This is a genomic window from Pseudomonas sp. NBRC 111139 (assembly GCF_001753955.1).
GTDB lineage: Bacteria > Pseudomonadota > Gammaproteobacteria > Pseudomonadales > Pseudomonadaceae > Aquipseudomonas > Aquipseudomonas alloputida.
Window position 1 is genome coordinate 12,571 of record NZ_BCBP01000021.1, and the last position, 26,553, is coordinate 39,123.

A 26,553-nucleotide genomic window follows, 5' to 3' on the forward strand; every position below is an offset into this window, starting at 1 on the left:
AGGGTTTTTCCCAGGCAAGAGGCAGACAATGCTGATCGATCCACTCAAGGCCACGCTACTGGTCGTCGACATCCAGGAAAAACTGATCGGTGCCATGAGCGACCCCGAAGGCACTCGGGCGCGGGCCCGCTGGTTGCTGGCGGCGACTGCCGAGCTGGCGCTGCCGACGGTGATTTCCGAGCAGTACCCCAAAGGCCTGGGCCATACCCTGGCCGAACTGCTGGCCGCAGCGCCGGCAGCCGAAGTGGTGGAAAAAAGTCACTTTTCCTGTGTGGCTGCCGAGTGCCTGCCGGCCAGTTTGATGGCGCGCGAGCAGGTGATCGTCTGCGGCATGGAAACCCATGTCTGTGTGCTGCAGACCGTGCTCGGCCTGCTGGCGCTGGGCAAGCAAGTGTTTGTGGTCGAGGATGCCTGCGACAGCCGCACCTCGGCCAGCAAGGCCGCAGGCCTGGCGCGCATGCGTGCCGCCGGCGCGCAGGTAGTGACCCGCGAGATGGTGCTGTTCGAATTGATGGGCAGTGCCGGGCACCCGCAGTTCCGCCACATCAGCAAAACCTATCTGGTCGGTGAACAGCCCTGAACGGCCGGTTACTGGCCATTTCGGTGATGGCCCTGGCGCTGTTGCAAGGCTGCGCCGGGCGCCGCGAAGAAGCGCCCGAAGCGGACCCGGCCAAAATCCGTGCGCAGCTGTTGCGGCTGTTACCCGCCCAGGTCAAGGACCGCGAGGGTTGGGCCAACGATATCCAGGCAGCCTTCGAAGCCCAGCGCATAGCGCCCAGTAAAAGTAACCTGTGTGCAGTGCTGGCGGTGACCGAACAGGAGTCGACCTTCACTGCGGACCCGCAGGTGCCCAACCTTGGGCGTATCGCCCGCCAGGAGATCGACCGCCGCGCTGCGCGCCTGCATATTCCCAAACTGCTGGTTGACGGTGCGCTGAAGACGCCGTCGGGCAACGGCCAGAGCTACCAGCAGCGGTTGCAGACGGTGCGCAGCGAAAAACAGTTGAGTGAACTGTACGACGAAGTCGCTGCACGCCTGCCGCTGGGCAAGACCTTGCTGGACGGGCTGAATCCGGTGCACACCGGCGGGCCGATGCAGGTCAGCATCGATTTTGCCGAAAAGCATGCAAGGGATTACCCCTACAGCCATGAAGGCACGATTCGCCAGGAAGTGTTCAGCCGGCGCGGCGGCATGTACTTTGGTATTGCCCACCTGTTGGGCTACCCGGCCAACTACGAGCGCCAGCTTTACCGTTTCGCCGATTTCAACGCGGGCTGGTACGCCAGCCGCAATGCGGCATTCCAGGCGGCGTTGAGCAAGGTCACGGGGGTGAAGTTGGCACTGGACGGCGACCTGGTGGCGCCAGGGGCGATCATGCCGGGGACGACTGAACTAGCCGCGCGCAAGCTGGGGGTGAAGCTTGGGCTGCGTAACCCGCAGATCCGAAGCCAGCTGGAGGAGGCCGACAGCCTGGCGTTCGAGGACAGCAAGCTGTACAGCGGGGTGTTCGCCCTGGCGGATGCCAAAGCCGGCAAACCGGTGCCCCGCGCAGTGCTACCGGGCATCGAGCTGAAGAGCCCGAAGATTACCCGCAAGCTGACCACGGCCTGGTTTGCTGGGCGGGTGGATGAGCGTTATCAGCGGTGCATGAAGCGTTAGCCTGGCAGCAACCGTTCAACGGGTTTACCCGCGAATACGGTGGCGGCGGCAATGGTGATTGGCGGGTGGAGATTGGCCAGCAGGCCCGGCCCTTTCGCGGGTGAACCCGATCCTACGACGGCCTGCGCCCAACCACTGACGCGTGTCCAATGTAGGAGCGGGCTTGCCCGCGAACACGGGCGAAGCCCGTGCCATCCACCGCGTGGGCCTGTCCGATCAGCGCTCGCCCAATGCCCCAACCACCTGGTCAACGCTGGCTTTGAGCCCCGCAATTGCATCTTCAGGGTCACTCTCCACCACCACCAGCTTGGCCCCGGCCGCCTTGATTACCTCGGCCACTGCCGCGTCCGGCTGACGATGGTCCAGCACCAGCGCCACGTCCTGCGCCTTCAGGTTCTCCCCCAGCGCCTTGAGGGCGGCCGCATCCCATTCGGCCGGCAGTGGCTGCTCGACCGCATCCAGGTTCAACCCGTTGACCAGATACCCCAGCCTCTCCGACAGGCTCACCACCGTCAGGTTGTCGACTTTGGCCAGCCGCGTCTGGCTGCTGGCCGAAAGCTCCAGCAATTGGCGCTTGAGCCCTGCCAGGTTGCCCTGGATCTTTGCCTTGTCGTTAGGCGCCAGGCGCTCCAGGTCATTGGCCACCACGTCGGCCATGCGCCCGAGGTTGGTCGGGTTGAGCCAGGGGTAAGCGCCATAGGCATCGTCACCGCTCACCGCAATGCCCGGCAGGGCGCCATCCACCGGTCGTGCGGCATCGATCTCGACAATGCGGATATTGCTGCGCCGGGCCATCGGGTACAGCGGGTCGTCGCGCCAGATCGAACGCACGGCGATCACCGCATCTGCCTGCTGGGCGGCCTTGTGCAGGCCTGCGCCACCTCGCCCGCTGAAATACGACGGTTGGCGGCTGGCAGGCAGGTTGGCCGGTGCTGCCTGCTGGAGCTGCACCGCAGTGCCGTCGAGCAGGGCGCTGGCCAGGCTATGGGTGACGGGCAGGGTCGTCAGCACTTGCGTGGCGAAAGACAGGGACGGCAGGCCGGCCAGTGCCAGCGCCAGGGTCAGGTGTTTGAAGTTCATGCCGGGTTTCCTTGCAGGCGAGGAACGAGTGCGCGGGCCAGGGCGGCCAGGGCAAAGCAGATGCCGGCGACCAGGATGATCGCGGCCCCTGACGGCACCGGCAGGTCGAAAACGATCGGTAGCAGGATGCCGAACAGGGTACTGATGGTGGCAATCAGCACCGACAGGAAGAAAAAGCCCTTGAGCGACTGGCTGACCAGGCGAGCGGCGGCGGCCGGGATGACCAGCAGCGCACCGACCAGGATGGCCCCGATCACCTTCACCGCAGCCACGGTCACCAACGTCACCAGCACCACGAACAGATAGTCCAGGGTCTTCACCGCCACCCCGCGCACAGCCGCCAGCTGCGGGTTGAAACTGGCCAGCATGATGCGGTTGTACAGCGGCAGCGCCAAGGCCAGCACCAGCACCGCGACGATGCCCAGCACGAGCAAGTCCTGGGCGCTAACGGTCAGCACCGAGCCGAACAGCACGTTTTCGAGGATGTGCACGTTGATCTTGCCTGCCAGCATCAGCAGCAGGCTGGCGCCCAGCGCCAGCGACACCGACAGGAACACGCCAATCAGTGTGTCCGGCGACAGCCCGGTACGGTTGCGCAGGAAGTTGAGCAGGATGCCGAACAGCAGGCAGTAGCCGAACAGGCTGCCGTAAGGGCCGGTATAGGGCTCACCCAGCAGGATACCGATGGCCACGCCGGTCAGCGCCGCATGGCCGACCGCTTCGGAGAAGAAGGCAAAGCGCTTGACCACCACCAAGGTACCCAGGCCGCCCAACACCGGGCCGATCATCAGGCCGGCCAACAGGGCGTTGACCACGAAGCCGTAGGCCAGCGCCTCGGGCAGATAGCCGGAAGTGGCCCAGTCCTGGACCGTTTGGCGAAAGATTTCAAAACTCATCAGGCAAGGCTCTCGCTACGCGGGTGAACGGAGAACAGGCCGAGCAGGCGCTCCGGGGTCAGGGCCTGGGCAGGCGGCGCATCGAACAGCACTTGGCGGTTCAGGCCTGTTACCCGGTCCGCCAGACGCAACACGGCTTCCAGGTCATGCTCGATCCATAGAACGGTAGTGCCGGCCTGGCGCCAGCCCTGCAATAACTGTTCGAACACCTGGATTCCGGCTTCATCGAGGGCCGACATCGGTTCGTCCAGCACCAGCAACTGCGGCTCGGGGATCAGGCCTTGGGCCAGCAGCACGCGCTGGCGCTCACCGCCGGACAGTGCACCCATGCGCCGCGTGCGTTTGTCGAGCATGCCAACCTGAACCAAGGCTGCATCAATGGCTGGCTTCACGCGCCGCGACAGGCCGAGGAAGGCCGGGCGGCGCTGGCACATGGCGGCCATGAAGTCGTCCACGGTCATAGGCAGGCCGCGGTCGAACTCCAGTGCCTGCGGCACGTAGCCAATCACTTCGCGCTCACCAGGCCAATGCAAGGTCAGCTGGCCCTGGTGTGGCATCTGCCCGAGCAGGGTCTTGATCAACGAGCTCTTGCCGCCGCCGTTGGGGCCGACGATGGCGTGCACGCTGCCTGCTGCCACGCTGAAACTGACCTGTTCGAGGATGCGCGTACGCCCTAAGGTCAGGTCGATGCCAGTGAACTCGATGCGCGGCCCGCAGGCTGTCACCCGCTTGGCGGCAGCGGTCATGCGCGGTTCTCCTGAATGGCGCGGACCACGGTGTCCAGGTTGCGCTTCATTTCCACCTCGTACTTGTCCTTGGTGTAATCGCCGTAGGAGATATGCGTCAACGGATACAGGCGTACGCCGGACTCACGCTGAATGGTTTCGACATAGGCCGACGGGAAGTCCATTTCCGAGAAGATCACCCGCACGTCCAGTGCCTTGAGCTGGTCGATGGTTTTTTTCAGCTGCGCCGGGCTGGGCTCGATGCCATGGGCCGGCTCGACGACGGCGGTCACCTCCAGACCGAAGTCGCGCACCAGGTAGTCATAGGCAGCATGGATGGTGGCGACCCGGAACGTTGCGCCAGGGGCTTCGGTGACCTTGGCCAGGGCCTCGGCACGCAGGGCGCGCAGGCGCTTGGCGTAGGCACGGGCGTTTTGCGTGTACAACTTGGCGTTGTCCGGGTCGAGTTTGCCCAGTTCACGGGCGATGTTGTTCACCTGGGCGATGGTGGTGCTGATCGACAGAAAGGTGTGCGGGTTGACCACCTTGCCGGCACCGCGCGCGGCGATGCCAGTGGCCGCCAACAGCGGCACGTTCTGATTGGCTTCGATAGTGGCAATGTCGGGTTTTTCGCTGGTGGCGATCATGCGGTCTGCGAAATCGTCATGGCCAACACCGTTGAGCACCACCACGTCCAGCGTGCCGATGCGCTTGATGTCCTCGGCCCGCGGCTCGTAGGCGTGCGGGTTGAAGCCCGCCGGAATCAGGGGAACCACCTCGGCCTTGTCGCCGACAATATTGCTCACGTAGCTGTAGTAGGGGTGCAGGGTGATGCCGATTCGCAGCGGCTTGCTGTTATCGGCCAGGGCCATTGCCGGCAGGGCAAGGGACAGGAGCAGGGCGAGGGCGGAGCGAAACATGGGCGGGTCCTTGGGTTCAGTGACGGTGTTCGCGGGTGACCCCGGCGTCGTAGTGGCTGACCACTTGTTGCCAGCCAGCCGCGATCAGGGCGGCCTGGCCGAGGTCGTCCGGGATCACGGCGGCGCTGTCGCGGCGCAGCCAGATATCGGCTTGGCCTGTGCTGTCGGGTGGCAGGATCAGCAGCAGGCTGCCGGCCACTTCCGGGGCCTGGCTGCGGCCCAGGTAGGCGCCGGGTTCCAGCCATGACCATTGGTGGCCGCCACGGCTTTGGCTGCCGGCATCGACCACGAACGGCGGCAGGCCTTCTTCGGCCAGGGCCTTTACGCTGGGCGTGACGGCGTTTTCTTCGCGCAGGAGCTGGATCTCGTCGAAGGCTACCCGCAGGTCGGTGTACAGGCCTTGCTCGGCGGCGGTGAGGTCGCGGCGGGCGTCGATCTGGTGGCTGGCGATGGCCTGTTCGTCCTCGCGCTCACCGCGCAGCAGCACCACGCTGGCGGCGAGCACCACGATCAGCAAGCTTGCCAGCAGCACGTACAGGGTTTCGTGCCCGGCACCGGCCGGGCGAATGACGTGGGCGCGGCTCATGGCTGGGCGATATCGGCGTAGTCCACTTCCACCACGTGCCCGGGGCCAGCATCGAACAGCACGTAGAATTCGCCGTCCGGGCGTTTGAAGGTCAGCGTCGAGTCGTCGCCAAGCTTGCCGCCGACCAGCACCTGTTCGTCATAACCGATCACGTCCAGGGTCACTCCGGGGGCACCGCTGCCGTCCGAGAAACCGCCGGTGCACTTGACCTGGCCGCTGGCCAGTTCTTCGCATTCGCACATCGGGTTGTGCGCCAGCGCAGGGCCGGCGACTAGTACCAGCAAGGGCAGCGCCAGGGTGCGCATCCGGTGATTCATTTGTTTTCTCCTTGTTTCTCGAGCCATGCCACAGTGGCTGGCGATACCTTGGCCAGGGGGATCGACGCCTGGTGCATGCTGCCGTCCCAGCCTTCCAGGGTGATCCAGATGTGCGCGTCGGGTTTGGTACGCGGCGGAATCGGCAACGAGGTGCCCATGTTGTAAGGTGCACCGAAGAAAATGGTGCCGGCGGCGCGCAGGCTTCTTGGCTTGCCGATGCGCAGGTAGGCTGCCTTGACGTTTTTTATGCAGGCCTTGCACAGCGATGCATTGAACGATTTGAAGTAGCCGGCGGGGCCGTCGGCGTGTGGCGCCTCGTCACGCAGTTCCGCAAGGTCGAGGCTGTAAGGGCCGACCTGGATGTCACTGATCACGTTGGCGCCAAGGCCGGCGTCGCCGCGGAACAGCCTGGCGTCGGCGAAGTACTTGGGCATGAAGCCCAGCGGGATCAGGATCAGCAGGATGTTCAGGTGAAAACGCCACTTCAGCCAAAGCTGCTTCAGCGGGCTGGCGGGCAGGGCCTGGGCCTGGCTCATGAATGGATCTCCACGGTGGTTTCACTGTGAGCTGCACGTGGAGCGCGCTCGCTGCGCTTGAGGGCCGCGGCGGTGGCCTGGGCGGTGCGCTTGGCCCAGATCAGCAGGCCGCTGAGCACCATCAGGGTGAGGATCAGGCCGAAGAAGAACCACACCAGCTTGATCGGCAAACCGCCAAAGTCGCCGGTGTGCAGCGGGCGCATGGACTCGGTGACGAACTCCAGGGCCGAACGGTCGCTGATCAGGAACTGGCTGTCGACATTGCGTGTGTACGGATTGACCGACGCACTCTGAAACATCAACGGGTACCAGCCCGGGCCAGACAGCATGACGTGGCTGTAGGCAGTGGCGGGGAGCGAGATGGAGGTCACTTCCAGCCCCGGGATCGCCAGCCCGGCAAGGCGTGCCGCCTCATCCAGGTCGATGCGCGAGGCGGGGCTGCCATCTGGCGTTTGTGGCACTTCCTCACGGGCGATCACCGGCACGATGGGCTGGCTGGAAAGGGTGATGTGGTTGTCAGACAGGATCGCCTGGATCAGGAACCAGGTGCCGGTGACGGAAATGACCGCAATGAACCAGATTGACCACACCCCGGACAGACGGTGCAGGTCACCCCAGAAAATTCGCGAACCATGGCCGGTACGCACGGGTTTGAAAAAGCCTTTCCAGAATTTCTTGTAAACCACCAGGCCGGTGACCAGCGAGGCCAGCATCGGCAGGCCGAGCAGCGAGACCAGGTACCAGCCCCAGCTGAAACCGTTGGTGAACGGCACCAGCCACCAGCCGTGCAGGGCGCGGGTGAAGGCTTCGAAGTTGAAGTCCGGGGTCTTGCCCTGAATGGTTCCGGTGTAGGGGTTTACATACAGCGTCGGGCGGGTGCCGTCAGGCAGGGTGACATTGGCTTTCACCGCGAAGTGCGAACCATCTGGCTGGCTCAGGCGCTCCACCACCATGTCCGGCTCGGCCTTGTTCAAGGCCTCCAGTACCTGCTGAAAGCTCATGCGCTCGGTGTCCGCGTCTGGCTTGTTGGCGCGCACAGCCGGATCGGCGAGCCAGACGATTTCCTGGCTGACCACGGCGAGCATGCCGGTGAAGCAGACGATCAGGACAAAGAACCAGATCGGCAAGGCGAGCCAGCTGTGGACCAGGAACCACAGCTTGGATTTGGATTTTTTCGGTGATTGGGCCATCAGACGGTCTTCTGCTATGGGTGGTCGAGCGTGTGCCAACCAAAGAGTGCTGTACTGATAAGGACGAATGAGAATCGAAAACCTGCAGGTTAAAATGAAAGCAAATGTTTCAAAGCACAAACACCGGACTGCGCACGAGGTACCAGTCCGGCCTTGATGGCTGGTTGTAGAGAGGGGTCAGGCGCGGGTCAGTGCCACGGCTGCTTGGGGCTTTTCGTGCAACTGCTCCAGGTCCTGGTACAGCGCTCGGCCAATTTCCGCAGCGCGTGCCGGCAGGACCGAAAGCAGGGTGTCACTCAGGCCGTGGCTGTTTTCGCAGAAGCCCTGCAGGTACACCGAGGCTTGCAGGTCCGGGCTGGCCAGTACGCGGTAGTTGCGGTCGACGCTGAAGTCCTCCAGGTAATCGGCCAGCGGCGCGAGCAATTCGCGGTGCGAGCGGCGCTCGTAACCGGTGGCGAGGATAACGGCATCGTAGCGGTGGGTTTGCTGCTGGCCGGTGGCGAGGTCGCGCAGGGTCAGTTCCAGGCCTTCGCGGGTGGCCACCACCGCTTCCACCTGGCGCCGGCACAGCACGTTGTGGCGGTGCTGATGGGCAACCTTCTGCCGGTAGAGGATGCCGTAGATGCGCTCGATCAGGTTGAGGTCGACCACCGAGTAGTTGGTGTTGTGGTATTCGCCCAGCAGTTTGCTGCGCTGTTCGGCCGGTTCGTTGTAGACCAGGTCGGTATAGTCGGGGGAGAAGATCTCGTTGACGAAAGGGCTGTCGTCGGCGGGCTTGAGGGCCGAGCCGCGCAGAATCATGTCGACCTTGACTGACGGGTAGCTGTCGTTGAGGTCGATGAACGCCTCGGCGGCGCTCTGGCCTGAGCCGATCACGGCAATGCGCATGGGTTTGCCAGCCGTGCACGGCAGTTTGGTCAGGCTGCTCAGGTACTGCGAGTGGTGGAAGACTCGCGGGTCGTCCTTGAAGGCGCCGAAGTTTTCCGGGATTTTCGGCGTGCCACCGCTGCCCACCACCACTGAGCGGGTGGCGCGGCTGTATTCGCGGCCTTGTTTGTCACGCGTGATCACGCAGAGGTGTTGGACCCGGCCTGCATGCATGTGCGGTTCGATGCGCAACACTTCCTGCCCATACACCGCATGGGAGGCGAAATGCTCGGCGGCCCAGCGCAGGTAGTCGTTGTACTCCAGGCGGCAGGGGTAAAAGGTGCCGAGGTTGATGAAGTCGGCCAGGCGCTGCTTCTGGTGCAGGTAGTTGACGAAGCTGTAAGGGCTGGTTGGGGTACGCAGCGACACCAGGTCCTTGAGGAACGAGATCTGCAACTCGCTCTGGGTAGCCAAGGTCTCGCCGTGCCAGTGGTAGTCTTGCTGCTTGTCGATGAACAGTGCGTCGAGTGCATGGCCCCGGGATTCGGCGAGTTCTTCCAGGGCGATGGCCAAGGCCAGGTTGGAGGGGCCGAAGCCCACGCCGATCATGTCTTTGATGGTTTCCTGCTGTGAAGACTGGCTCATGGCTGCGATTCCCTGAATGGTCGAATATGGACGCCCGCCGGGGCTCCGGCTCCTGCGCAAGTACATGAGTTGGAACGAGCCAGCCGAGGGGGAATTTAAGCGGGCTAAAGAACAGCGTGAGGCGGCCGATGTGTTGGTTACGGCAAGGACCAATTTTTCAGGCAGGGAATCAACATGAGCGGTATCACGGCAAGCAACCTGATGATCAATGGTGTTTCAGCGCAGACGCTGAGCGCGAACGCAGCAACCGAGCGTGAGCAGGCGAAACAGGCCGGTGAGGCGTTGGGGCCCTTGAGCATCAGCAGTGACAGCATGAAGGTGTCGGCGGGTAGCCCGGCGCAATCCACCGACACAGAAGGCAGTGGCGAGTCGGAGGCTGTGAGCGAGCTGCGTCAATTGATCAAGGATCTGCAGAAGCAATTGGCAGAGGAACAGAAACAGTTGGCTGCATTGCAGAACAGCAAGATGGACGAGGCTGCGAAAGCAGCAGCGGTTGGTGCCAAGCAGGCGAGCATTGCTACCCTCAATGGGCAGATCATGGCGGCCACGGCGCAGTTGCTGGAACTGTTGCAGCAAGAGGGCGGCAGCAGTGCGGGCGGGATGGTTAGCGCTACGGCCTGACTGGACATGCACAGGCCGCTGTAGGAGCGGGTTTACCCGCGAATGGGCCGGCCCTGCTGACCAGTTTCCACCCGCCGTTCACCGTTGCCGCCTCTACCGTATTCGCGGGTAAACCCGCTCCTACACCTGATCAGGGTTGGACACACACATTGGTGATCGGGCGCAGGCCGTCGTAGGCGCGGGTTTACCCGCGAACACGGGCGAAGCCCGTGCTATCCACCGCGTTGTCTGTTTCGCGGACAAGCCCGCACGCGCCAGGAAATGGCGGTCATTCGGCCGCCAACCGCCCCTTGTTCTGCCGGTCGGCCTTGTACTGCATGGCCACTGCCGGTGCCGGTTTGGCGGCACCGGTTTCCAGCCATTGACGCATGCGGCTGGCATCGGCGAAGTGGGTGTACTTACCGAAAGCATCGAGAATGACCATGGCCACCGGGCGGTTATCCATGCGGGTCAGCAATACCAGGCAGTGCCCGGCCTCGTTGGTGAAGCCGGTCTTGGTCAGCTTGATATCCCAGTTGCTTTTGTTCACCAGGTGGTCGGTGTTACGGAAGCCCAGGGTGTAGTTGGGCTTGCGGAAGGCGACGGTCTTTTCGCGGGTGGTCGACAGCTCACTCAGCATGGGGTACTTGCGCGAGGCCATCAGCAGCTTGGCCAGGTCGCGGGCAGTGGATACGTTCTGCGTCGACAGGCCAGTCGGCTCAACATAGCGGGTGTGGGCCATTCCCAGGCTGCGGGCTTTGGCATTCATTGCCTTGATGAACGCCGGATAGCCGCCGGGGTAGGCGTTGGCCAGGCTATTGGCCGCACGGTTTTCCGACGACATCAGGGTAATCAGCAGGGTTTCGCGGCGGTCCAGCTGGCTGCCCAGGCGCACGCGCGAGTACACACCTTTCATCTCCGGGTTGTTGGCAATGGTCATGGTGAGCATTTCATCCATGGGCAACTTGGCATCCAGCACCACCATCGCCGTCATCAGCTTGGTCACCGAAGCGATCGGCACCACGCGGTCGGCATGGCTTGAATACAGCTCCTGGTTGCTGTTCAGGTCGATCAGCAGAGCGCTGCCTGAAGCCAGATGCAGTTTGGAGGGGTCACGTTGAACCTGGGCCGGGGGTTGTGCAGCAGCAGTCGACGGAAGGGTCGCGGTACCTGTGAGCAACAGCAGCAGGCTGAGGATGGACAGGGATGTTTTCACGTTGAGGCTCACTAAAAGTTGGTATGTCGTTGGCTGTGCAAGGGTTTTCCCCCTAAAAACCGATGCATTCTGGAGTATGGCTGAATTGCTGTCGAATGCCTTATGCCTAAAGGGCGCAAGGTGAACGATATTTAATCCTTTGCCCATTCTTCACCCATCACGTCGGGACGGGATGGCGTGTGACCGGCAGGCAGAAACACTGTTCAGCCCAGCTAACAGAAGCCCAGCCCCGTGCTGGTTTTTTGCATGCGTGGGACGGCATCAGGCTTTCAATATTAGGGCAGGGCATCGGGATGCCCTGCTGGCCTTAGGCGTTCAGCGATGGATGAGCGAGAGCTCGCTGATGATGCAGATCGAGCCGTCCTCGGCGGGGGTTGCGTCGGTGTAGTCGACCTGGTTGTAGACCCCGCCGTGGAACTCGAACAGGTGCGAAGCCCAGGTACTGTCGAGCTGCAAATCGCCCGACGAGGCGGATACCCCGTTGCATTCGGCCGTCACGGTTACCACGCCTTCAGACGTGGTGTGAATGCTGATGTGGAACGTCGCACCCAGTGGCACCCCCTTCAGGACTGTGGAATTCACCGGGTCGGTCTGGTTGAAGGTGCGTCGAAACCCCAGTGTGATGTTGCCCTTGTTCCAGAACACCTTTACTGGCGGGCCGTCATCCCCGCGTACGTGCATCTGGGCGATGACCACCTTCTGCGCCGAGTTGACCTTGGTCAGCGTCATGGTCTGGCGATTCCAGTGATCCTGGGCGCTGGCCAGCGTCCAGTCTTGCGTTTCCGTCCATTCGCAGCGTGTCCTGTGGGTGCTTTTGCTCGAAGCACCTTTGGTTGGGGCTGAGAACTGGATCGAGCCATCGCTGAGCACCGTCACGATGCTGGGAAAGCGGGCAATCGCTTCAGCACCGTTCAGCTCCAGAGCAACGGGGTTGGTTGAGGAGACGGCTACCGGCGTGGCGATGGTGAGGTGGCTGATATCTACGGCCATGGGGAACTCCTGGCGAAAAGGTTTGAGTGGCATAGCCGCCGTACAAGCGACGGCCGAACACAAAGTTAGCCTCAGGCTAAAGATCGTTCAATAGCTGATGGCTAAATTAATTTCGCTTCACGGGAAATTACCTACAGGCGAAATTTTTCGCAGTGGGGGGCTTTACGCAGGATTTGACGGTGAGCTAAGCTTTCGCCGAGTACTGTACGAATATACAGCTATCAGGATGAGAATATGGCAAGCCACATAAAGTCGGAACCTCAACAGCGCCAGGAAATGAACGGAATAGAGCGGCTTAGCCTGCGGGTATCGTCAATGATCAACCACCCGCTCGCACAGACGCAGCGCTGGGTAGTGGTGCACCGTCTGGATACCGACGGTGAAGCGGAATGGGAGGAGGTGATGGGCCAACTGCTGGAAACGCCAGAGTTGCAGCTGACGTTCAATGATGACGCCAGCGTGACGGTGCGATGGGCGCGCAGTAGCGTGGAAGAGCGTGATGATTTTATCGTCGAGCGCGACTGCGAGGCTCAGGTCGAGGAAGCTGCACCGTTCTGAGCTTCAGCAAAAGCCCGCCGGTCAGGGCGGGCTTCGGTTTATACAAGGTGGGCATTCCACACCAGCAGGACCCTGGCCTGTATGTAGGTCTCTTCCCGACGAATCATGCGGTCTTTGTGCCGCGAGTTGTCGGAGATCATCTCGAAGTGGTCCTCGTCCGCGATCTGTAGCCGCTTGATGTAGATGTGGTCGCCCCAGGAAAAGAAGTAGATGCCATCGCCGACGAACTCTCGGATGCTGACGTCGACGATCAGCGGGTCGCGGTGCCTGATGGTCGGCTCCATCGACTGGCCCCAGCCGGTCACCATCTTCAGGTGATGGTGCTCGCTGAACGTCACGCCCAGTTCGCGCAGGTGGCTGGGGCTGACGCGAACGTCCTTGAACATCTCGGGGTAGTCGTGGGGGATCTGGCCGCCGCCCATGGCTGCCCGCACGTCATAGTGGGCAATCCACACTTCGTCACCGACCAGGCCGGGGCGCAGCGGCTCGGCTTCCAGCAGCGTGGCATCTGCAGGCTCTTGCGCCGCAGCCAGCAGCCTTTGCCGGGTTTCTTCAGCGATACCTTTGCCGCTTCGGGCAAGCATCTGTTTGACCAGGTCGGCTGCAGAGAGCTTGTTGTCACCTGGCTCGGCAGCCGCTTGTGCGTGTTCGCCTGGCGACAGCGCGTCGAACCAGCCCCGTGGCAAACCTTCGATGCCCTCGATGCGGCGGGCCACGTCATCGCCCAGGTTTTTCACGGTCTTGTCGGAAAGGATCTGGCTAAGGTGTGCAGGCGCCATCCCCCAGCGCTCTGCGCAGGTGCCCTTTCTCTGGCTGCCGATCAGCTTCACCAGGTTGTGCTTGCGAATTTGGTAGATGTCCATGGGGTGAAGCATGCCAGTGTTTAGCTTGCTGCTAAATGTGCGCATGGCTAAATCTATCCTTGTGGTGTTGTTAGCTGTAGGCTAAATTAAGCGCGCAAACAAGGAAAGCTAGCGAGACATTTTTCTCCAGGGCTGATCACATCATCATCTGTAATGAGGTTCACATGGATCCGACCGACCTCGGCCCGGGCACCGTCACTTGGCTGGGCGGTACGGGGACTGTACTGCTGGGTGCGTTTCTGTGGCTGCGTAAATGGTTGTCGAGGGATGCAGTCGACCGCGCGATGGACAACGCTGAAATTGCCGTCATCCGCCACCTGACAGAGCTGCTGGACATCGAACGGGATGCCCGAAGGGAGGCGCAAGCAAAAGCTGAACTGCTCGCCAAGGAACGAAACGAGCTGGTGATGACCGTAGGCCAGCTGCAAGGCAAGGTCATGGTGCTGACCAGCAAGCTGGGCAGTAGCGGCCAAACATGAGGTGGCAGCCCGGGCGATCTGTGAAGAAAAAAAAGCCCGCCAAATTGGCGGGCGACAAGGGCGTAGGGAGCAACGCACAACAAATTCGGTTCAGGCAGCCAAAGTACCTGGTTGCAATTGTTCGGCCAGTGCCTGGGCTGAAGCGAGCGTCGGCATCGGGCCGCTCACGGCTTCGCCGTTGCGAACCAGGTACCAGCACGCCAGCAGGCCCTGCTCACGCAGTGAGGCGGGAACGGCGCTGCCGACAACGGACATGATCTGGATAGTGGCCATGGGGACCTCCTGTGAAACATGGCTCTACCATACGCAGCAGCCGGGATTGTTTGAAATCAACTTCCTCGATAGTGATCATTGCTCCTATCAACCATTACCAGCGCGGTGGCCCGTAGTACACCGGTGGCGGCCCATAATAGGTGCGGTAGCCCGGTGGCGGTGGGGGTGGTGCGTAGTAGGGCTGGTAGTACACCGGCTGTGGTGGCGGTTGTACGTACACCGGCGGCGGCGCGTAATAGACCGGCTGGCGTTCGACATACACTGTGCGGTCATGGCCGCCATAAACCGTCGCCCCAACCACGGCGCCGACCACAGCCGCACCCAGCAGTGGACCCGGCCCGTACCAACCACCGTGCCCATGGCCGCCATAGCCGCCGTGCGCTGCTGCAGGCCCGCTGATGGCCAGGGCGCCGACCAGCAGGACGATTCCGGGAATGAGACGGTTCATAAAGCAACCTCGCAGGAAAACCCCACGTCCGGGGCCCTGTTACTATGACTCCGGTCTCTGTCAGCTGAGCACAGGGGAACGGTAAAGGTTGTGTAAGGGGCGACCAGTGGTTGACTCTGTTACGCTGAATAAACGTTTCAGTTATGACCAAGGAGCCTGCTATGGCGACAACTCCAAGCCGGGACACCGTGCTTTGCATCTCTCTGGCCGGTCGCCCCGGCACCTTCGGCGTGCGCTTTCACAACCACCTGTACCAGCAGTTGGGCCTGGACTTCTACTATAAGGCCATGCGCACCGATGACCTGCCGGCGGCGGTGGCAGGGATCCGCGCCTTGGGTATTCGCGGCTGCGGGGTGTCGATGCCGTACAAGGAAGCCTGCATGGCTTTGGTCGACGAAATTGATCCCTCGGCGGCGGCCATCGACTCGGTCAATACCCTTGTCAATTGCAATGGCCACCTGAAGGCCTACAACACCGATTACCTGGCCGTGCGCCAATTGCTGGTTCAGCATCAGGTCGATCCGGGCACTGCCTTTGCCCTGCGAGGCAGTGGGGGCATGGCCAAGGCCGTGGCCAGCGCCTTGCGCGATGCCGGGTTTGCCGAAGGCATCATCGTTGCACGCAACGAGCAGGCCGGGCGTCAGTTGGCGGATGTCTGTGGTTATCGCTGGGTGCCAGAGCCAGGCGACCTCTGCCCGCCGATGCTGGTGAACGTGACGCCGATCGGTATGGCAGGCGGGCAGGAGGCAGAAGAGCTGGCGTTTCCCGAGCACGCCATCGCGGCGGCGGAGCGGGTGTTCGATGTGGTGGCAATGCCGGCGCAGACGCCGTTGATTCTCCGGGCTCAGGCGTTGGGCAAGCCGGTGATCACTGGGGTGGAGGTCATTGCGCTGCAGGCGCTGGAACAGTTCGTGTTATACACCGGGGTAAGGCCGACGCAGGCGCAGGTGGATGCGGCGGTGGCATACGCGCGGGCTAGCTAGTTAATGCCACCCCCTTCACAGCTTCGGCGGCGAAGGGGGTACAGGCGAAACCCGGATCAGAACACCTCGTGCCCGTTATCCAGCTGTTTGTCGACCAGTGCCCGACCATGGGCCAGCGACACACGCTGCGCATTCTCAAGGTCGGAGAAGAACTGCATGGGCATCGACATGCGCTTGCTGGTGTGCCCGTCAGGTGCCGTGATCAGGCAGCCGGCGGCATAGGGCAGGGGGGAGTCGGGATGGGGCATCACGCTGGCAGTGATGGTGTGCTCGCGGTATTCACAGTGAAGAGATTGCATCGTCCTTACCTCGCTGTGGCATGTGAAGCAGTTACCTTCATATACCACAGCAAGAGGCCGGGAGTTCCCGGCCCGACGAGCGCGCCGCGACGAACGCTTAGCCTTCGAGCTCGGTTGGCTGGATCACTTCGACCCAATAACCGTCCGGGTCCTTGACGAAGGCCAGGTGGTTCATGCGGCCGTCCTGCAGGCGTTTCTGGAACGGTACTTCCAGTTCCTCGAAGCGCGCGCAAGCGGCGCGTACGTCGGGTACCGAAATGCAGATGTGGCCAAAGCCGCGCGGGTCGGTGTTGCCATTGTGGTAGGCAAACTCGGCATCGTTTTCGGTGCCATGGTTGTGGGTCAGCTCCAGCACGCCGGGGATCGCCTTCATCCACTGGTGGCGGGCGGTGTCATCAGCGGGGATCTGGGCAGGGTCGACCAGGGCCAGGAAGTACAGGCTGAAAGCGGCTTCAGGGAAGTCACGCTTGTCCACCAGGCGGAAGCCCAGCACGCGGGTGTAGAAGTCCAGGGACTTCTCGATGTCCTTGACCCGCAGCATGGTGTGGTTGAAGACGAACTGGGCGGTGGCGGCGTCAGGTTGCGCGGTGACGCCAGGCAGGGTTTGCAGATCGTGCAGGCTCATGGGAACTCCTGAGACGGGGCCGGGCGCAGGGCGCCGGCAAAACAGACAGGCTGGCCATGATACGGCAGTGCGCCGATTGCGCAAATGAAAGCGCCCTGCAAAGGCAGGGCGCTGAAATTAGAGGCCCGCATGTGCGGGCGCGTGATGGGGTCGCTAATCCTTTAGCTGTTTCGATACTGAGCCAGTCCTTGTGAAAAAAGCGTGAAGCCTTTGTGGGCATTTCATCAGCGTACCCAGCTGTCTACCGTGGCGGCCCCATATTGTTCTTTCCAGGCCTTGAGGCCGCGGTGGTTGCCGCCTTTGGTCTCGATGCGTTCGCCGGTGTGCGGGTTCTGATAGACCTTGACCACCCGTGGGCGGCGTTGTTGCTTGGGGGGGGGGCTGGAAGCGCGGGCCACAGCCTTCGGGTCGAGGATGGCGATGATATCGCGCAGGCTCTTGTCATAGCTTTTCATCAGGCCGACTAGTTTCTGCTCGAATTCGATTTCGCGTTTGAGGCCGGCATCCTTTTTCAACGCTTCCAGTTGCGCCATCTGTTCCTGGAGCGCTTTTTCGGCAGCACGAAACTCTGCAAGTCTGGACACTGTAATCACTCCTGTACGTCGGTCGTGGCAGGGCGTGACGAACATTGAAGAAGAGTAAAAACGCCGGCCACGCAGGTGGGTTCCACTGTTCGCTGATATCGAGTGTAGTCATTCATGTCTACTGGGTAAACTGCTAACTTTTTGCAAGTAAGCCGGGAACTTTCCTAGTTTTGCGTGCGCTATTTTGCGGTTTTTCTGCGGTTGCGCGACAGGGGGGCTAGACCATGGTCCAATGGCCCGCGCCAGAGCCTTTGCGCGATCATTTCAGATGATGGCCGACTCATGTTCGGACCTGCCGCAGTGCCGTGGCCAACCCGTGCCACAGGTTGTTAACTCGTCTTCATTCTGGATGTTTCCTCGCATGTTTTCCCCTTTCCCCCTCGCCCCCGGGCGCCGTGTAACCGGCCTGGTTCTATTGTGTGCCGGTGTCAACGCCCAGGCTGCCGGGTTTCTTGAAGACGGCAGTGCCAAGATCGAAGCACGCAATGTCTATTTCAACCGGGACTTCCGGGACGGTTACAGCAGTTCCAGCCAGGGCGCATCCAAGCGCGAAGAGTGGGCACAAGGCTTCATCCTCAATGTGCAATCGGGTTATACGCAAGGCCCGGTAGGTGTTGGTGTGGATGCGCTGGGCATGTTCGGCTTCAAACTGGACTCCAGCCCGGCCGACAGTAACAGTGGATTGCTGCCCTCGTCTGGCCACGACCCCCGGCACTCGGCCGACCAGTATGCGAAGATGGGCCTGGCGGCCAAGGTCAAGGTCTCCAATACCGTGCTCAAGTACGGCTCAATGATGCCGGATGTGCCGTTGCTCAAGTACAACGATGGCCGTCTGCTGCCGACCCTGTTCCAAGGTGCCATGCTCACCTCTGAAGAACTGCACGACCTGAAGTTCACCCTGGCTCGCCTGGACAACTACACCGCTCGGGATTCCACCGATCGCCAGGACATCCGCGTGCACTGCAAAAACAAGCGTTATGCCTGCGATACCGAAGCCGACCACTTCGACCTGGCCGGTGTCGACTACCGTTTCAACGAGCGTTTCAGCGCCCAGTACCAAGTGGCCAAACTGGAGAATATCTACCGTCAGCACTTCCTCGGCCTGGTGGCCAGTCAGCCGCTGCCGGTGGGCAGCCTGTCGGCTGACATGCGCCTGATCAAGAGTGATGACATCGGCAATGCCCGTGCGGGCGAAATCGACCATCGCGCCTTCAGCGGCATGCTTGGCTACAGCCTCGGTGGCCACAAGCTCAGCGCCGGCTGGCAGCGCATGTATGGCAGCAGCGCCATGCCGTACCTGGATGGTAGCAACCCGTACCTGGTCAACTACGCCCAGGTCAATGATTTCGCCGCTGCACAGGAGCGCTCCTGGCAAGTGCGCTATGACTACGACTTCAAGGCGTTGGGTGTACCCGGCCTGACCTTCTTCACCCGTTATATCAACGGCGACAATATCAAGGTGCCGGGCAGCGGTGCCGAAGGCAAGGAGTGGGAACGCGACACCGAGTTCAAATACCAGGTGCAAAGTGGCTCTTTCAAGGATGTCAGCGTACGCCTGCGTAATTCCACTTACCGCAGCAACTATGAACAGTGGGCGCGTGACATGGATGAGACGCGGGTCATTGTCAGCTACAACTTCTCGATCTTCTAAGCGGCTGCTTTGCCAAATACCGGTAGCCGCCTGACAATGGTGGCGGGTTCCCGCAAAGGGCAGGGCAATGAAAGACCTGTTGTTGATCGGCATCGGCGCGGGTGACCCGCGCCAGGTCACCTATGAAGCAGTCGATGCGCTGCGTAGCGCTAGCGTGTTCTTCGTGCTCGACAAGGGCGACGACAAAGATGAACTGGTACGCCTGCGCAAGGCCATTCTGCAGCGCTACCGCCCCGAAGGTGGCTATCGCCTGGTGCCGGTGGTCGACCCTTTGCGCGATGGGCAGGCGGATGACTACCTGGGCGCGGTGCAGCACTGGCACCGGCAGCGTGCTGCGCTGTATGCGCGCCTGATCGAGGAGGAAATTGGCGACGGGGAAACGGGGGCCTTCCTGCTGTGGGGCGAGCCCACCCTGTACGACAGCACCCTGCGCATTCTCGACCTGGTCCGCGAACAGGGCGTGACGTTGCGCTTGCAGGTCATCCCTGGCATCAGCAGTGTGCAGGCGCTGGCGGCGCGGCACCAGGTGCCGCTCAACCGCATCGGCGAGCCCCTGACCGTGCTGCCGGGGCGACGCCTGGCCGGGCAGGGGGCTATCGACAACGTGGTGGTGATGCTCGACGGGCAGTGCGTCTTTGCCGGGCTCGATGACCCGGCGCTGACCATCTATTGGGGCGCGTACCTGGGGACCGAGGATGAAGTGCTGATCGCCGGGCCGTTGCAGGCGGTGAAGGCACGGATACTGGAAGTGCGCGAGCGGGAGCGGGCGCGCAAAGGGTGGATCATGGATACCTATCTGCTGCGCAGAGAGCTGTGAGGTGGGTTGCCTGTGTCGGCCTCTTCGCGGGCAGGCCCGCTCCGGCAAGCGAAACAGGCAACGCCGTGCTCAAGGGTTACCCAGAATGCCCACCACCGTGTCCCGCAACTGATCGATGCTGAACGGCTTGCCGATCAGGTGCATGCCCTCCGGTACCGTGAGGCTGTCGGCGTAGCCGCTGGCGAACAGCACCGGTAATAGCGGCCGCAGTTCGCGCGCTTTGCCCGCCAGCACCTCACCTCGCATGTCCGGCAGCCCCACATCGGTCATCATCAGTGCCAGCGCCTGGCTTGGGTCTTCAAGTACACGCAGGGCGGCTGCGGCGTCTTCTGCCTCGATGACCTTGTAGCCCAACTCGTCGAGCACTTCGACCGTCAGCATACGTACGATGTCGTCGTCTTCGACTACCAGAAGGTGCATGGTTCAAATCCTGTACAAATGAGTGTCTTTAATCTGTGCACCGCGCGGCATCAGAAGTTCCCGAGGATACCGCTCCATGCAAATAGATGGAACGATTGCCGAATGCAACCTTCAAATACTGGCTAAATGCCCTGCCAGACCCGTGAAAGCTGGTTAGACTCGCTTATCAGGACAGCGCAGTGGCAGATAACAATAACGACTGATCGGCCACTCTTTTCAATGGACTTTTCTAGCTCGGGCGTTTTCTCATGATTCAAGCAGCCTCGATGGACCAGCGAAGCTTTCGCAAGCTGTTGAGCCGTAACATCGGCCTCCCCCTGGGGGTTGGCCTGCTCGGGGCCGTGGCCTTCGTCGCGGTGATCAACTACCTGCTTTCGGCCATGCAGTGGGTCGAGCACACCGACCGGGTGATCGGCAACGCCAACGAAACGGTCAAGCTGTCGATCGACATGGAAACGGGCATGCGCGGCTTCCTGATCACGGGCGACGAGCGCTTCCTTGACCCTTACGAGGTGGCCAAGCCACGCATTCTCGGCAGCCTGCAAAGCCTGCGCAGCATGGTCGAGGACAACCCGCAGCAGGTTGACCGTATTGACCGGCTGATGGCCTTGCAGCGGGCCTGGAACGACTTCGGTAACGAGATGATCAGCCTGCGCCGCAGCCAGGGCGATTACCAGGCCTCGATCGGCAATGGCCGGGGCAAGCGCATCACCGATGAAATCCGCAAGGAGTTCGATGACCTGATCATTACCGAACAACAACTGCGCATGGCCCGTAACGAAAAAGTCAGTGCCGTCACTGTGACGGCGATTTCGGCTTTCGTGCTGTTCATTGTCGGTCTCAGTGCATTGCTGGCCTACCTGGGCCGTCGTGACCTGCTGGCACTTTCGGCCAACTACGCTGAAAACCTGCAAGCCCAGCAACGCTCGGCGCAGCGCCTCGAGCACCAGGCCTGGCTACGCAACGGCCAGACCCAGCTGGCGCAGCAGGTGCTCGGGCAACTGACCTTGCCCATGCTTGGCGAGAACATCCTGCGCTTCTTTGCCTCTTATCTGGGCAGCGTGGTGGGCGCCGTGTACGTGCGCGATGAGCATGGCCGGCTGGTGCGCGTGGCCTGTTATGGCCTGAGTACCGAAGCGCAGGCCCGCGAGCAGGTTGAGTCGGACCACCATGGCCTGTTGGCCCAGGCGGTCCGCGAAGGCCGCTTGCTGCGCCTGGACGATCTGCCCGAAGACTACTACCGCCTCAGTTCCGGCCTGGGCAGTGGCTTGCCGCGCAGTGCATTGCTGATGCCGGCGACCGAAGACGGGCAGATCAACGGGGTGATCGAGCTGGGTTTCCTGCGCCCTTTGCAAGAACGGGATGAAGAGCTGCTGGAGCGGGTCGGCGGCAACCTGGGCATGTCGATCGAGAGCGCCCGTTATCGTCAGCGCCTGCAGGAAGTGCTGGCCGAAACCCAGCAACTCAATGAAGAGCTGCAGGTGCAGCAGGAAGAACTCAAGACTGCCAACGAAGAGCTCGAAGAGCAGTCACGGGTGCTCAAGGAGTCTCAAGCCCATCTGGAAACCCAACAGGCCGAACTCGAGCAGACCAACGAGCAGTTGTCGGAACGCACCGATGCGCTGGACCGCAAGAACGATGAGCTGAGCCAGGCGCAGCTGGAGCTGCAGGCCCGTGCCGACGACCTGCAGCGATCGAGCAAGTACAAGTCCGAATTCCTCGCCAACATGTCCCATGAGCTGCGCACGCCGCTCAACAGCTCGCTGATCCTGGCCAAGTTGTTGGCTGAGAACGGTGAAGGCAACCTCAGTGAGGAGCAGGTCAAGTTCGCCGAATCCATCTACTCGGCCGGTAACGATCTGCTCAACCTGATCAACGACATTCTCGATATCGCCAAGGTCGAGGCCGGCAAGCTCGAAGTACGGCCCGAGACCACCCAGGTCGAGCGCCTGGTCGAAGGCTTGCGCGGCATGTTCCAGCCGCTTGCCGGCCACAAGGGGCTGGCCTTCGAGGTCAAGGTCGAGCCGCAGGTACCGGTCACGCTGTTCACCGACCGTCAGCGCCTGGAGCAGATCCTCAAGAACCTGCTGTCCAACGCCATCAAGTTCACCGAGCGTGGCCAGGTCAGCATGAACGTCAGCTTCCAGGCAGGCAGCGGTATCGTGTTCGCAGTCCGGGACACCGGCATCGGCATTGCGGCCGATCAGCAGCAGGCGATCTTCGGCGCCTTCCACCAGGTCGATGGCACCAGCAATCGCCGTTATGGTGGCACTGGCCTGGGGCTGTCGATCTCCCGTGACCTGGCGCATTTGCTCGGTGGCCAGATCAATGTCGACAGCAGCCCTGGGCAAGGCAGCGTGTTCAGCCTGATTCTGCCGGAGCGCTATGCCGCCGAGGCCGAAGACGTCGAGCCGCAAAGCCTGCGCCCGGCCGTCGATGCGTTGCCGCCCGCACCGCAAGCGCCGTTGGCCGCCGCTGTCATGCGCCCGGCGCCGGCCTTTGCCGACGACCGCGAGCGGGCCCCTTTCGATACCCGTTGCATTCTGGTGATCGAAGACGAGCCCAACTTTGCCCGCATCCTCTTCGATCTGGCCCATGAACTGGGCTATAGCTGCCTGGTGGCCCATGGCGCCGACGAAGGCTTCGAGCTGGCGGCCCAGTACATTCCGGATGCGATCCTGCTGGACATGCGCCTGCCCGACCACTCGGGCCTCACCGTCCTGCAGCGCCTCAAGGAGCAGGCCAGCACCCGCCATATCCCGGTGCACATCATTTCGGTGGAAGACCGTGTCGAGGCGGCCATGCACATGGGGGCGGTGGGGTATGCGGTCAAGCCCACCAGCCGCGAGGAGCTCAAGGAGGTGTTCGCTCGCCTGGAAGCCAAGCTTACGCAAAAGCTCAAGCACATCCTGCTGGTGGAAGACGACGACCTGCAGCGCGAGAGCATCGCCCGGCTGATCGGCGACGACGATGTCGAGATCACGGCCGTGGCCATGGCCCAGGATGCCCTGGCGCTGTTGCGCCAGAACATCTACGACTGCATGATCATCGACCTCAAGCTGCCAGACATGCTCGGCAACGAGCTGCTCAAGCGCATGACCGCCGAGGATATCCGCGCCTTCCCGCCGGTGATCGTGTATACCGGCCGCAACCTCACCCGCGAGGAAGAAGCCGATCTGCTCAAGTACTCACGCTCGATCATCATCAAGGGCGCACGTTCGCCGGAGCGCCTGCTCGACGAAGTGACGCTGTTCCTGCACAAGGTCGAATCGCAGCTGTCCAACGAGCGTCAGCGCATGCTCAAGACCGCGCGCAGCCGCGACAAGGTGTTCGAGGGCCGCAAGGTGCTGCTGGTGGATGACGATGTGCGTAATATCTTCGCCCTGACCAGTGCCCTGGAGCACAAGGGCGCCATTGTCGAAATCGGCCGCAACGGGCGCGAAGCCATCGAGCGCCTGGAGCAGCACGACGACATCGACCTGGTGCTGATGGACGTGATGATGCCGGAGATGGACGGCTTCGAGGCCACCCGTCTGATCCGTCAGCAACCGCGCTGGCGCAAACTGCCGATCATCGCCGTGACCGCCAAGGCCATGAAGGATGACCAGCAGCGTTGCCTGCAAGCCGGTGCCAATGATTACCTGGCCAAGCCGATCGACCTGGACCGCCTGTTCTCGTTGATCCGTGTCTGGCTGCCGCAACTGGAGCGAATTTGACTAGCGAACGCAACACCGACATCGAGATCCGACTGCTGATCGAGGCGATCTACCTCAAGTACAGCTACGATTTCCGCAATTATTCCGGCGCTTCGATCAAGCGTCGGATCCTCCACGCGCTGCGTCAGTTCGATTGCCTGACGGTGTCTGCGCTGCAGGAGCGTGTGCTGCACGACCCGGGCATGTTCATGCAACTGCTGCAGTACCTGACGATCCCGGTCAGCGAGATGTTCCGTGACCCTGACCACTTCCTTGCCGTGCGCAACGAAGTGGTGCCGCTGCTGCGTACCTGGCCCTCGATCAAGGTCTGGATCGCGGGCTGCAGCACGGGGGAAGAGGTGTATTCCATGGCCATCCTGTTGCGTGAGGAAGGGCTGCTTGAGCGCACCATCATCTACGCCACCGACATCAACCCGCATTCGCTGGACAAGGCCAAGCAGGGCATCTACTCGATGCAGAGCATGCGCGAATACGAGGAAAACTACCGCCTTGCCGGTGGCCGCCGAGACTTCGCCGAGTACTACACCGCCGCCTATGGCAACGCCATCATGGACAGCAGCCTGCGCGACAATGTCACCTTCGCCGACCACAGCCTGGCCACCGACAGCGTGTTCTCCGAGACCCAGTTGGTGTCGTGCCGCAATGTGCTGATCTACTTCAACAAGGACCTGCAGGATCGGGCGCTGGGCCTGTTCCATGAGTCGCTCTGCCACCGTGGTTTCCTGGTGCTGGGTAGCAAGGAATCGGTGGATTTTTCGGCCTACAGCGATCGTTTCGAGCCGCTGGTCAAGCCCCAACGGATCTTCCGTAAATCATGAGCGGTGTACGTGCAGTGGTGATCGGCGCCTCGGCCGGTGGCGTGGCGGCATTGTTCCAGGTGCTCGGCACGTTGCCATCGGCGTTCGCCATACCGGTGCTCTGCGTGCTGCACCTGCCGGACGACCGCCACAGCCAACTGGCTGGCGTGCTGCAGCGGCGGCTGCATCGGCCGGTGTGCGAGGCACGTGACAAGGAGAGGATCAGCGGCGGGCAGATCTATGTGGCAGGGCCGGGTTACCACTTGTCGGTGGAGCGCGACCTGACGCTGTCGCTGAGCCAGGAAGAACCGGTGCATTTCTCGCGCCCAGCGATCGACTTCCTGTTCATCTCGGCGGCCGATGCCTATGGCGACAGCCTGCTGGGTGTGCTGCTTACCGGCGCCAACGAAGACGGCGCCAGGGGCCTTGCCTACATCAAGAACAATGGGGGGCGCACGATTGTCCAGGACCCTCGTGACGCACAGGTTGCCCTGATGCCGGAGGCCGCCCTGGCCCTGCACCAGCCCGACCATATTCTTACTCTGAGCGGTATCGGGCAGTTGCTCGCGACCCTGGAATACAGCGCATGCTAAGCCACACCATCGCCAAACTGCTGATTGTCGACGACTTGCCGGAAAACCTGCTGGCGCTCGATGCCCTGATCCAGGGCGAGGACCGCGAGGTGCACCAGGCACAGTCTGCCGAGGCTGCCTTGTCGTTGCTGCTCGAGCACGAGTTCGCACTGGCCATTCTCGATGTGCAGATGCCGGGCATGAACGGTTTTGAACTGGCCGAGCTGATGCGCGGTACCGACAAGACCAAGCACATCCCGATCGTCTTCGTCAGCGCGGCGGGTCGCGAGATGAATTATGCCTTCAAGGGCTACGAGAGCGGGGCCGTGGACTTTCTGCACAAGCCGCTCGACACCCTGGCGGTGAAAAGCAAGGTCTCGGTGTTCGTCGACCTGTTCCGCCAGCGCAAGGTGCTTGGCCGGCAGCTGGAAGCCCTGGAGCAGAGCCGCCAGGAACAGGAGCTGTTGCTCAGCCAGCTGCAGGTGGCACGGTGTGAGCTGGAGCACGCCGTGCGCATGCGGGACGACTTCATGTCGATCGTCTCCCACGAGGTGCGCACGCCGCTCAATGGCCTGATCCTGGAAACCCAGTTGCGCAAGATGCACCTGGCACGGGGCAACCTGGACGCCTTCAGTGTCGACAAGCTGCAGGCCATGGTCGAGCGCGACGAACGGCAGATCAACAGCCTGATCCGGTTGGTCGAGGACATGCTCGATGTTTCGCGCATCCGTACCGGTAAACTGTCGCTGCGGCCCAAACTGTTTGACCTGGGCCAACTGGTGCGTGGGCTGGTGGAAAACTTCACGGCGCAGGCCATGGCCCTGGAAACACACATCGAATTGCAGCGTTGCGAAGCGCTGAAGGGGGAGTGGGACGAATTCCGGATTGAACAAGTAGTGGCCAACCTGTTGTCCAATGCAATGCGTTACGGCGAGCGCAATCCGGTGCAGGTACGGGTGTTCGAGCAGGGCGGCATGGCCTGGGTGCAGGTGCAGGACCACGGCATCGGTATCAGCGCCGTCAACCAGCAGCGGATCTTCCAGCAGTTCGAGCGGGTCTCTGCCCAGCAGGCCAGCGGAGGGTTGGGCCTGGGGTTGTACATCTCCGAGCAGATCGTCCAGGCACACGGTGGCCGGATACAGGTTGAAAGCGAGGAGGGCAAGGGTGCCACATTCACCCTGCAATTGCCGATGGCAATATTCAAAGAACAAAACGACCAGGCGCGGGCAACCTCTGTGTAA

30 protein-coding genes are annotated in these 26,553 nt (G+C 62.0%); 12 read left to right on the plus strand and 18 right to left on the minus strand.

Annotated features, from left to right (window positions below; genetic code table 11):
- Positions 1 to 28 precede the first annotated feature (28 nt).
- Entirely contained in the window at positions 29 to 580 is a 552-nt protein-coding gene (locus tag BJQ17_RS06065; RefSeq protein WP_070095755.1) for an isochorismatase family protein, read from the plus strand.
- Positions 581 to 606: 26 nt separating this feature from the next.
- Positions 607 to 1,659 (plus strand): DUF1615 domain-containing protein, encoded by a 1,053-nt coding sequence (locus tag BJQ17_RS06070; protein ID WP_070095756.1) that lies wholly within the window; start codon positions 607 to 609, stop codon positions 1,657 to 1,659.
- A gap of 216 nt (positions 1,660 to 1,875) precedes the next feature.
- Here the strand turns inward: BJQ17_RS06070 and BJQ17_RS06075 are convergent, their stop codons facing one another.
- The 9 genes from BJQ17_RS06075 to BJQ17_RS06115 form a co-directional block, all read right to left on the minus strand.
- The gene (locus BJQ17_RS06075; protein ID WP_070095757.1) at positions 1,876 to 2,739 is read right to left on the minus strand and encodes a metal ABC transporter solute-binding protein, Zn/Mn family; all 864 of its coding nucleotides are present in this window, start codon (positions 2,737 to 2,739) and stop codon (positions 1,876 to 1,878) included.
- A complete protein-coding gene (locus tag BJQ17_RS06080; RefSeq protein ID WP_070095758.1) occupies positions 2,736 to 3,635 on the minus strand; it encodes a metal ABC transporter permease in 900 nt (299 codons plus the stop codon). The genes BJQ17_RS06075 and BJQ17_RS06080 overlap by 4 nt, the downstream gene beginning before the upstream one ends.
- A complete protein-coding gene (locus BJQ17_RS06085; protein ID WP_019751012.1) occupies positions 3,635 to 4,381 on the minus strand; it encodes a metal ABC transporter ATP-binding protein in 747 nt (248 codons plus the stop codon). The genes BJQ17_RS06080 and BJQ17_RS06085 overlap by 1 nt, the downstream gene beginning before the upstream one ends.
- Positions 4,378 to 5,280: a metal ABC transporter substrate-binding protein gene (locus BJQ17_RS06090; RefSeq protein ID WP_003256213.1), complete on the minus strand. Its 903-nt coding sequence runs from the start codon at positions 5,278 to 5,280 to the stop codon at positions 4,378 to 4,380. The genes BJQ17_RS06085 and BJQ17_RS06090 overlap by 4 nt, the downstream gene beginning before the upstream one ends.
- Positions 5,281 to 5,296: 16 nt before the next feature.
- On the minus strand, positions 5,297 to 5,866 hold the full coding sequence (locus BJQ17_RS06095; protein ID WP_003256212.1) for a DUF6162 family protein: 570 nt from the start codon (positions 5,864 to 5,866) through the stop codon (positions 5,297 to 5,299).
- On the minus strand, positions 5,863 to 6,183 hold the full coding sequence (locus BJQ17_RS06100) for a hypothetical protein (RefSeq protein ID WP_003256211.1): 321 nt from the start codon (positions 6,181 to 6,183) through the stop codon (positions 5,863 to 5,865). The genes BJQ17_RS06095 and BJQ17_RS06100 overlap by 4 nt, the downstream gene beginning before the upstream one ends.
- Complete coding sequence (locus tag BJQ17_RS06105) at positions 6,180 to 6,719, minus strand: thiamine pyrophosphate-binding protein (RefSeq protein ID WP_070095759.1); 540 nt, start codon at positions 6,717 to 6,719, stop codon at positions 6,180 to 6,182. The genes BJQ17_RS06100 and BJQ17_RS06105 overlap by 4 nt, the downstream gene beginning before the upstream one ends.
- Positions 6,716 to 7,909 carry a PepSY domain-containing protein gene (locus BJQ17_RS06110; protein WP_070095760.1) on the minus strand — a complete coding sequence of 398 codons (1,194 nt, stop codon included), beginning with the start codon at positions 7,907 to 7,909 and terminating at the stop codon, positions 6,716 to 6,718. Before BJQ17_RS06110 ends, BJQ17_RS06105 begins: the two co-directional genes overlap by 4 nt.
- Before the next feature lie 177 nt (positions 7,910 to 8,086).
- The gene (locus BJQ17_RS06115) at positions 8,087 to 9,421 is read right to left on the minus strand and encodes a lysine N(6)-hydroxylase/L-ornithine N(5)-oxygenase family protein (protein ID WP_070095761.1); all 1,335 of its coding nucleotides are present in this window, start codon (positions 9,419 to 9,421) and stop codon (positions 8,087 to 8,089) included.
- 174 nt (positions 9,422 to 9,595) lie between these two features.
- On the opposite strand from BJQ17_RS06115, the gene BJQ17_RS06120 reads away from it, so the two are divergent.
- A complete protein-coding gene (locus BJQ17_RS06120) occupies positions 9,596 to 10,042 on the plus strand; it encodes a hypothetical protein (protein WP_070095762.1) in 447 nt (148 codons plus the stop codon).
- 268 nt (positions 10,043 to 10,310) lie between these two features.
- Here the strand turns inward: BJQ17_RS06120 and pbpG are convergent, their stop codons facing one another.
- Complete coding sequence (gene pbpG, locus BJQ17_RS06125) at positions 10,311 to 11,237, minus strand: D-alanyl-D-alanine endopeptidase (protein WP_012051929.1); 927 nt, start codon at positions 11,235 to 11,237, stop codon at positions 10,311 to 10,313.
- A gap of 315 nt (positions 11,238 to 11,552) precedes the next feature.
- Positions 11,553 to 12,227 (minus strand): polysaccharide lyase family 7 protein, encoded by a 675-nt coding sequence (locus BJQ17_RS06130; protein ID WP_003256199.1) that lies wholly within the window; start codon positions 12,225 to 12,227, stop codon positions 11,553 to 11,555.
- A gap of 234 nt (positions 12,228 to 12,461) precedes the next feature.
- Between BJQ17_RS06130 and BJQ17_RS06135 the strand changes: the two genes are divergently transcribed.
- A complete protein-coding gene (locus tag BJQ17_RS06135; RefSeq protein ID WP_070095763.1) occupies positions 12,462 to 12,785 on the plus strand; it encodes a DUF1654 domain-containing protein in 324 nt (107 codons plus the stop codon).
- 38 nt (positions 12,786 to 12,823) lie between these two features.
- Here the strand turns inward: BJQ17_RS06135 and BJQ17_RS06140 are convergent, their stop codons facing one another.
- Positions 12,824 to 13,648 carry a S24 family peptidase gene (locus tag BJQ17_RS06140; RefSeq protein WP_014861141.1) on the minus strand — a complete coding sequence of 275 codons (825 nt, stop codon included), beginning with the start codon at positions 13,646 to 13,648 and terminating at the stop codon, positions 12,824 to 12,826.
- Positions 13,649 to 13,812: 164 nt separating this feature from the next.
- Between BJQ17_RS06140 and BJQ17_RS06145 the strand changes: the two genes are divergently transcribed.
- Positions 13,813 to 14,127: a hypothetical protein gene (locus BJQ17_RS06145; protein ID WP_003256195.1), complete on the plus strand. Its 315-nt coding sequence runs from the start codon at positions 13,813 to 13,815 to the stop codon at positions 14,125 to 14,127.
- A gap of 90 nt (positions 14,128 to 14,217) precedes the next feature.
- Here the strand turns inward: BJQ17_RS06145 and BJQ17_RS06150 are convergent, their stop codons facing one another.
- Together BJQ17_RS06150 and BJQ17_RS06155 are read right to left on the minus strand one after the other, a co-directional pair.
- Positions 14,218 to 14,400 (minus strand): hypothetical protein, encoded by a 183-nt coding sequence (locus tag BJQ17_RS06150; RefSeq protein ID WP_003256194.1) that lies wholly within the window; start codon positions 14,398 to 14,400, stop codon positions 14,218 to 14,220.
- Between the two features lie 94 nt (positions 14,401 to 14,494).
- Positions 14,495 to 14,848 (minus strand): hypothetical protein, encoded by a 354-nt coding sequence (locus tag BJQ17_RS06155; RefSeq protein WP_003256193.1) that lies wholly within the window; start codon positions 14,846 to 14,848, stop codon positions 14,495 to 14,497.
- 161 nt (positions 14,849 to 15,009) lie between these two features.
- Here BJQ17_RS06155 and BJQ17_RS06160 point away from each other — a divergent pair, with 161 nt between their 5' ends.
- The gene (locus tag BJQ17_RS06160; RefSeq protein ID WP_070095764.1) at positions 15,010 to 15,831 is read left to right on the plus strand and encodes a shikimate 5-dehydrogenase; all 822 of its coding nucleotides are present in this window, start codon (positions 15,010 to 15,012) and stop codon (positions 15,829 to 15,831) included.
- Between the two features lie 56 nt (positions 15,832 to 15,887).
- On the opposite strand, the gene BJQ17_RS06165 is transcribed toward BJQ17_RS06160, so the two are convergent.
- The 3 genes from BJQ17_RS06165 to BJQ17_RS06175 all read right to left on the minus strand — a co-directional run bounded on the left by BJQ17_RS06165 (position 15,888) and on the right by BJQ17_RS06175 (position 17,339).
- Positions 15,888 to 16,130 carry a hypothetical protein gene (locus tag BJQ17_RS06165; protein WP_003256190.1) on the minus strand — a complete coding sequence of 81 codons (243 nt, stop codon included), beginning with the start codon at positions 16,128 to 16,130 and terminating at the stop codon, positions 15,888 to 15,890.
- A 97-nt stretch (positions 16,131 to 16,227) separates the two neighbouring features.
- Positions 16,228 to 16,755 (minus strand): lactoylglutathione lyase, encoded by a 528-nt coding sequence (gene gloA / locus BJQ17_RS06170; RefSeq protein WP_003256188.1) that lies wholly within the window; start codon positions 16,753 to 16,755, stop codon positions 16,228 to 16,230.
- Positions 16,756 to 16,979: 224 nt separating this feature from the next.
- A complete protein-coding gene (locus BJQ17_RS06175; protein WP_070095765.1) occupies positions 16,980 to 17,339 on the minus strand; it encodes a histone-like nucleoid-structuring protein, MvaT/MvaU family in 360 nt (119 codons plus the stop codon).
- A 361-nt stretch (positions 17,340 to 17,700) separates the two neighbouring features.
- On the opposite strand from BJQ17_RS06175, the gene BJQ17_RS06180 reads away from it, so the two are divergent.
- Complete coding sequence (locus BJQ17_RS06180) at positions 17,701 to 18,990, plus strand: OprD family porin (protein ID WP_070095766.1); 1,290 nt, start codon at positions 17,701 to 17,703, stop codon at positions 18,988 to 18,990.
- 67 nt (positions 18,991 to 19,057) lie between these two features.
- Entirely contained in the window at positions 19,058 to 19,807 is a 750-nt protein-coding gene (gene cobF / locus BJQ17_RS06185; protein WP_064614821.1) for a precorrin-6A synthase (deacetylating), read from the plus strand.
- A 69-nt stretch (positions 19,808 to 19,876) separates the two neighbouring features.
- On the opposite strand, the gene BJQ17_RS06190 is transcribed toward cobF, so the two are convergent.
- Positions 19,877 to 20,227, minus strand: a complete 351-nt coding sequence (locus tag BJQ17_RS06190; RefSeq protein ID WP_054889289.1) for a response regulator — start codon at positions 20,225 to 20,227, stop codon at positions 19,877 to 19,879.
- Between the two features lie 248 nt (positions 20,228 to 20,475).
- Here BJQ17_RS06190 and BJQ17_RS06195 point away from each other — a divergent pair, with 248 nt between their 5' ends.
- Genes BJQ17_RS06195 through BJQ17_RS06210 form a run of 4 tightly spaced genes read left to right on the plus strand, consistent with a single transcriptional unit; the run spans position 20,476 to position 26,553 of the window.
- A complete protein-coding gene (locus BJQ17_RS06195; protein ID WP_070095767.1) occupies positions 20,476 to 23,943 on the plus strand; it encodes a response regulator in 3,468 nt (1,155 codons plus the stop codon).
- Positions 23,940 to 24,761 (plus strand): protein-glutamate O-methyltransferase CheR, encoded by an 822-nt coding sequence (locus tag BJQ17_RS06200; protein WP_003256179.1) that lies wholly within the window; start codon positions 23,940 to 23,942, stop codon positions 24,759 to 24,761. Before BJQ17_RS06195 ends, BJQ17_RS06200 begins: the two co-directional genes overlap by 4 nt.
- Complete coding sequence (locus tag BJQ17_RS06205) at positions 24,758 to 25,333, plus strand: chemotaxis protein CheB (protein ID WP_019751057.1); 576 nt, start codon at positions 24,758 to 24,760, stop codon at positions 25,331 to 25,333. The genes BJQ17_RS06200 and BJQ17_RS06205 overlap by 4 nt, the downstream gene beginning before the upstream one ends.
- Positions 25,327 to 26,553 (plus strand): hybrid sensor histidine kinase/response regulator, encoded by a 1,227-nt coding sequence (locus BJQ17_RS06210; protein ID WP_003256177.1) that lies wholly within the window; start codon positions 25,327 to 25,329, stop codon positions 26,551 to 26,553. Before BJQ17_RS06205 ends, BJQ17_RS06210 begins: the two co-directional genes overlap by 7 nt.

Bases quoted from the DNA above. Each gene is read 5' to 3' on its own strand.
- BJQ17_RS06065 (WP_070095755.1), top strand. From the start codon at position 29: ATGCTGATCGATCCACTCAAGGCCACGCTACTGGTCGTCGACATCCAG.
- BJQ17_RS06070 (WP_070095756.1), top strand. From the start codon at position 607: ATGGCCCTGGCGCTGTTGCAAGGCTGCGCCGGGCGCCGCGAAGAAGCG.
- BJQ17_RS06075 (WP_070095757.1), bottom strand. From the start codon at position 2,739: ATGAACTTCAAACACCTGACCCTGGCGCTGGCACTGGCCGGCCTGCCG.
- BJQ17_RS06080 (WP_070095758.1), bottom strand. From the start codon at position 3,635: ATGAGTTTTGAAATCTTTCGCCAAACGGTCCAGGACTGGGCCACTTCC.
- BJQ17_RS06085 (WP_019751012.1), bottom strand. From the start codon at position 4,381: ATGACCGCTGCCGCCAAGCGGGTGACAGCCTGCGGGCCGCGCATCGAG.
- BJQ17_RS06090 (WP_003256213.1), bottom strand. From the start codon at position 5,280: ATGTTTCGCTCCGCCCTCGCCCTGCTCCTGTCCCTTGCCCTGCCGGCA.
- BJQ17_RS06095 (WP_003256212.1), bottom strand. From the start codon at position 5,866: ATGAGCCGCGCCCACGTCATTCGCCCGGCCGGTGCCGGGCACGAAACC.
- BJQ17_RS06100 (WP_003256211.1), bottom strand. From the start codon at position 6,183: ATGAATCACCGGATGCGCACCCTGGCGCTGCCCTTGCTGGTACTAGTC.
- BJQ17_RS06105 (WP_070095759.1), bottom strand. From the start codon at position 6,719: ATGAGCCAGGCCCAGGCCCTGCCCGCCAGCCCGCTGAAGCAGCTTTGG.
- BJQ17_RS06110 (WP_070095760.1), bottom strand. From the start codon at position 7,909: ATGGCCCAATCACCGAAAAAATCCAAATCCAAGCTGTGGTTCCTGGTC.
- BJQ17_RS06115 (WP_070095761.1), bottom strand. From the start codon at position 9,421: ATGAGCCAGTCTTCACAGCAGGAAACCATCAAAGACATGATCGGCGTG.
- BJQ17_RS06120 (WP_070095762.1), top strand. From the start codon at position 9,596: ATGAGCGGTATCACGGCAAGCAACCTGATGATCAATGGTGTTTCAGCG.
- BJQ17_RS06130 (WP_003256199.1), bottom strand. From the start codon at position 12,227: ATGGCCGTAGATATCAGCCACCTCACCATCGCCACGCCGGTAGCCGTC.
- BJQ17_RS06135 (WP_070095763.1), top strand. From the start codon at position 12,462: ATGGCAAGCCACATAAAGTCGGAACCTCAACAGCGCCAGGAAATGAAC.
- BJQ17_RS06140 (WP_014861141.1), bottom strand. From the start codon at position 13,648: ATGGACATCTACCAAATTCGCAAGCACAACCTGGTGAAGCTGATCGGC.
- BJQ17_RS06145 (WP_003256195.1), top strand. From the start codon at position 13,813: ATGGATCCGACCGACCTCGGCCCGGGCACCGTCACTTGGCTGGGCGGT.
- BJQ17_RS06150 (WP_003256194.1), bottom strand. From the start codon at position 14,400: ATGGCCACTATCCAGATCATGTCCGTTGTCGGCAGCGCCGTTCCCGCC.
- BJQ17_RS06155 (WP_003256193.1), bottom strand. From the start codon at position 14,848: ATGAACCGTCTCATTCCCGGAATCGTCCTGCTGGTCGGCGCCCTGGCC.
- BJQ17_RS06160 (WP_070095764.1), top strand. From the start codon at position 15,010: ATGGCGACAACTCCAAGCCGGGACACCGTGCTTTGCATCTCTCTGGCC.
- BJQ17_RS06165 (WP_003256190.1), bottom strand. From the start codon at position 16,130: ATGCAATCTCTTCACTGTGAATACCGCGAGCACACCATCACTGCCAGC.
- gloA (WP_003256188.1), bottom strand. From the start codon at position 16,755: ATGAGCCTGCACGATCTGCAAACCCTGCCTGGCGTCACCGCGCAACCT.
- BJQ17_RS06180 (WP_070095766.1), top strand. From the start codon at position 17,701: ATGTTTTCCCCTTTCCCCCTCGCCCCCGGGCGCCGTGTAACCGGCCTG.
- cobF (WP_064614821.1), top strand. From the start codon at position 19,058: ATGAAAGACCTGTTGTTGATCGGCATCGGCGCGGGTGACCCGCGCCAG.
- BJQ17_RS06190 (WP_054889289.1), bottom strand. From the start codon at position 20,227: ATGCACCTTCTGGTAGTCGAAGACGACGACATCGTACGTATGCTGACG.
- BJQ17_RS06195 (WP_070095767.1), top strand. From the start codon at position 20,476: ATGATTCAAGCAGCCTCGATGGACCAGCGAAGCTTTCGCAAGCTGTTG.
- BJQ17_RS06205 (WP_019751057.1), top strand. From the start codon at position 24,758: ATGAGCGGTGTACGTGCAGTGGTGATCGGCGCCTCGGCCGGTGGCGTG.
- BJQ17_RS06210 (WP_003256177.1), top strand. From the start codon at position 25,327: ATGCTAAGCCACACCATCGCCAAACTGCTGATTGTCGACGACTTGCCG.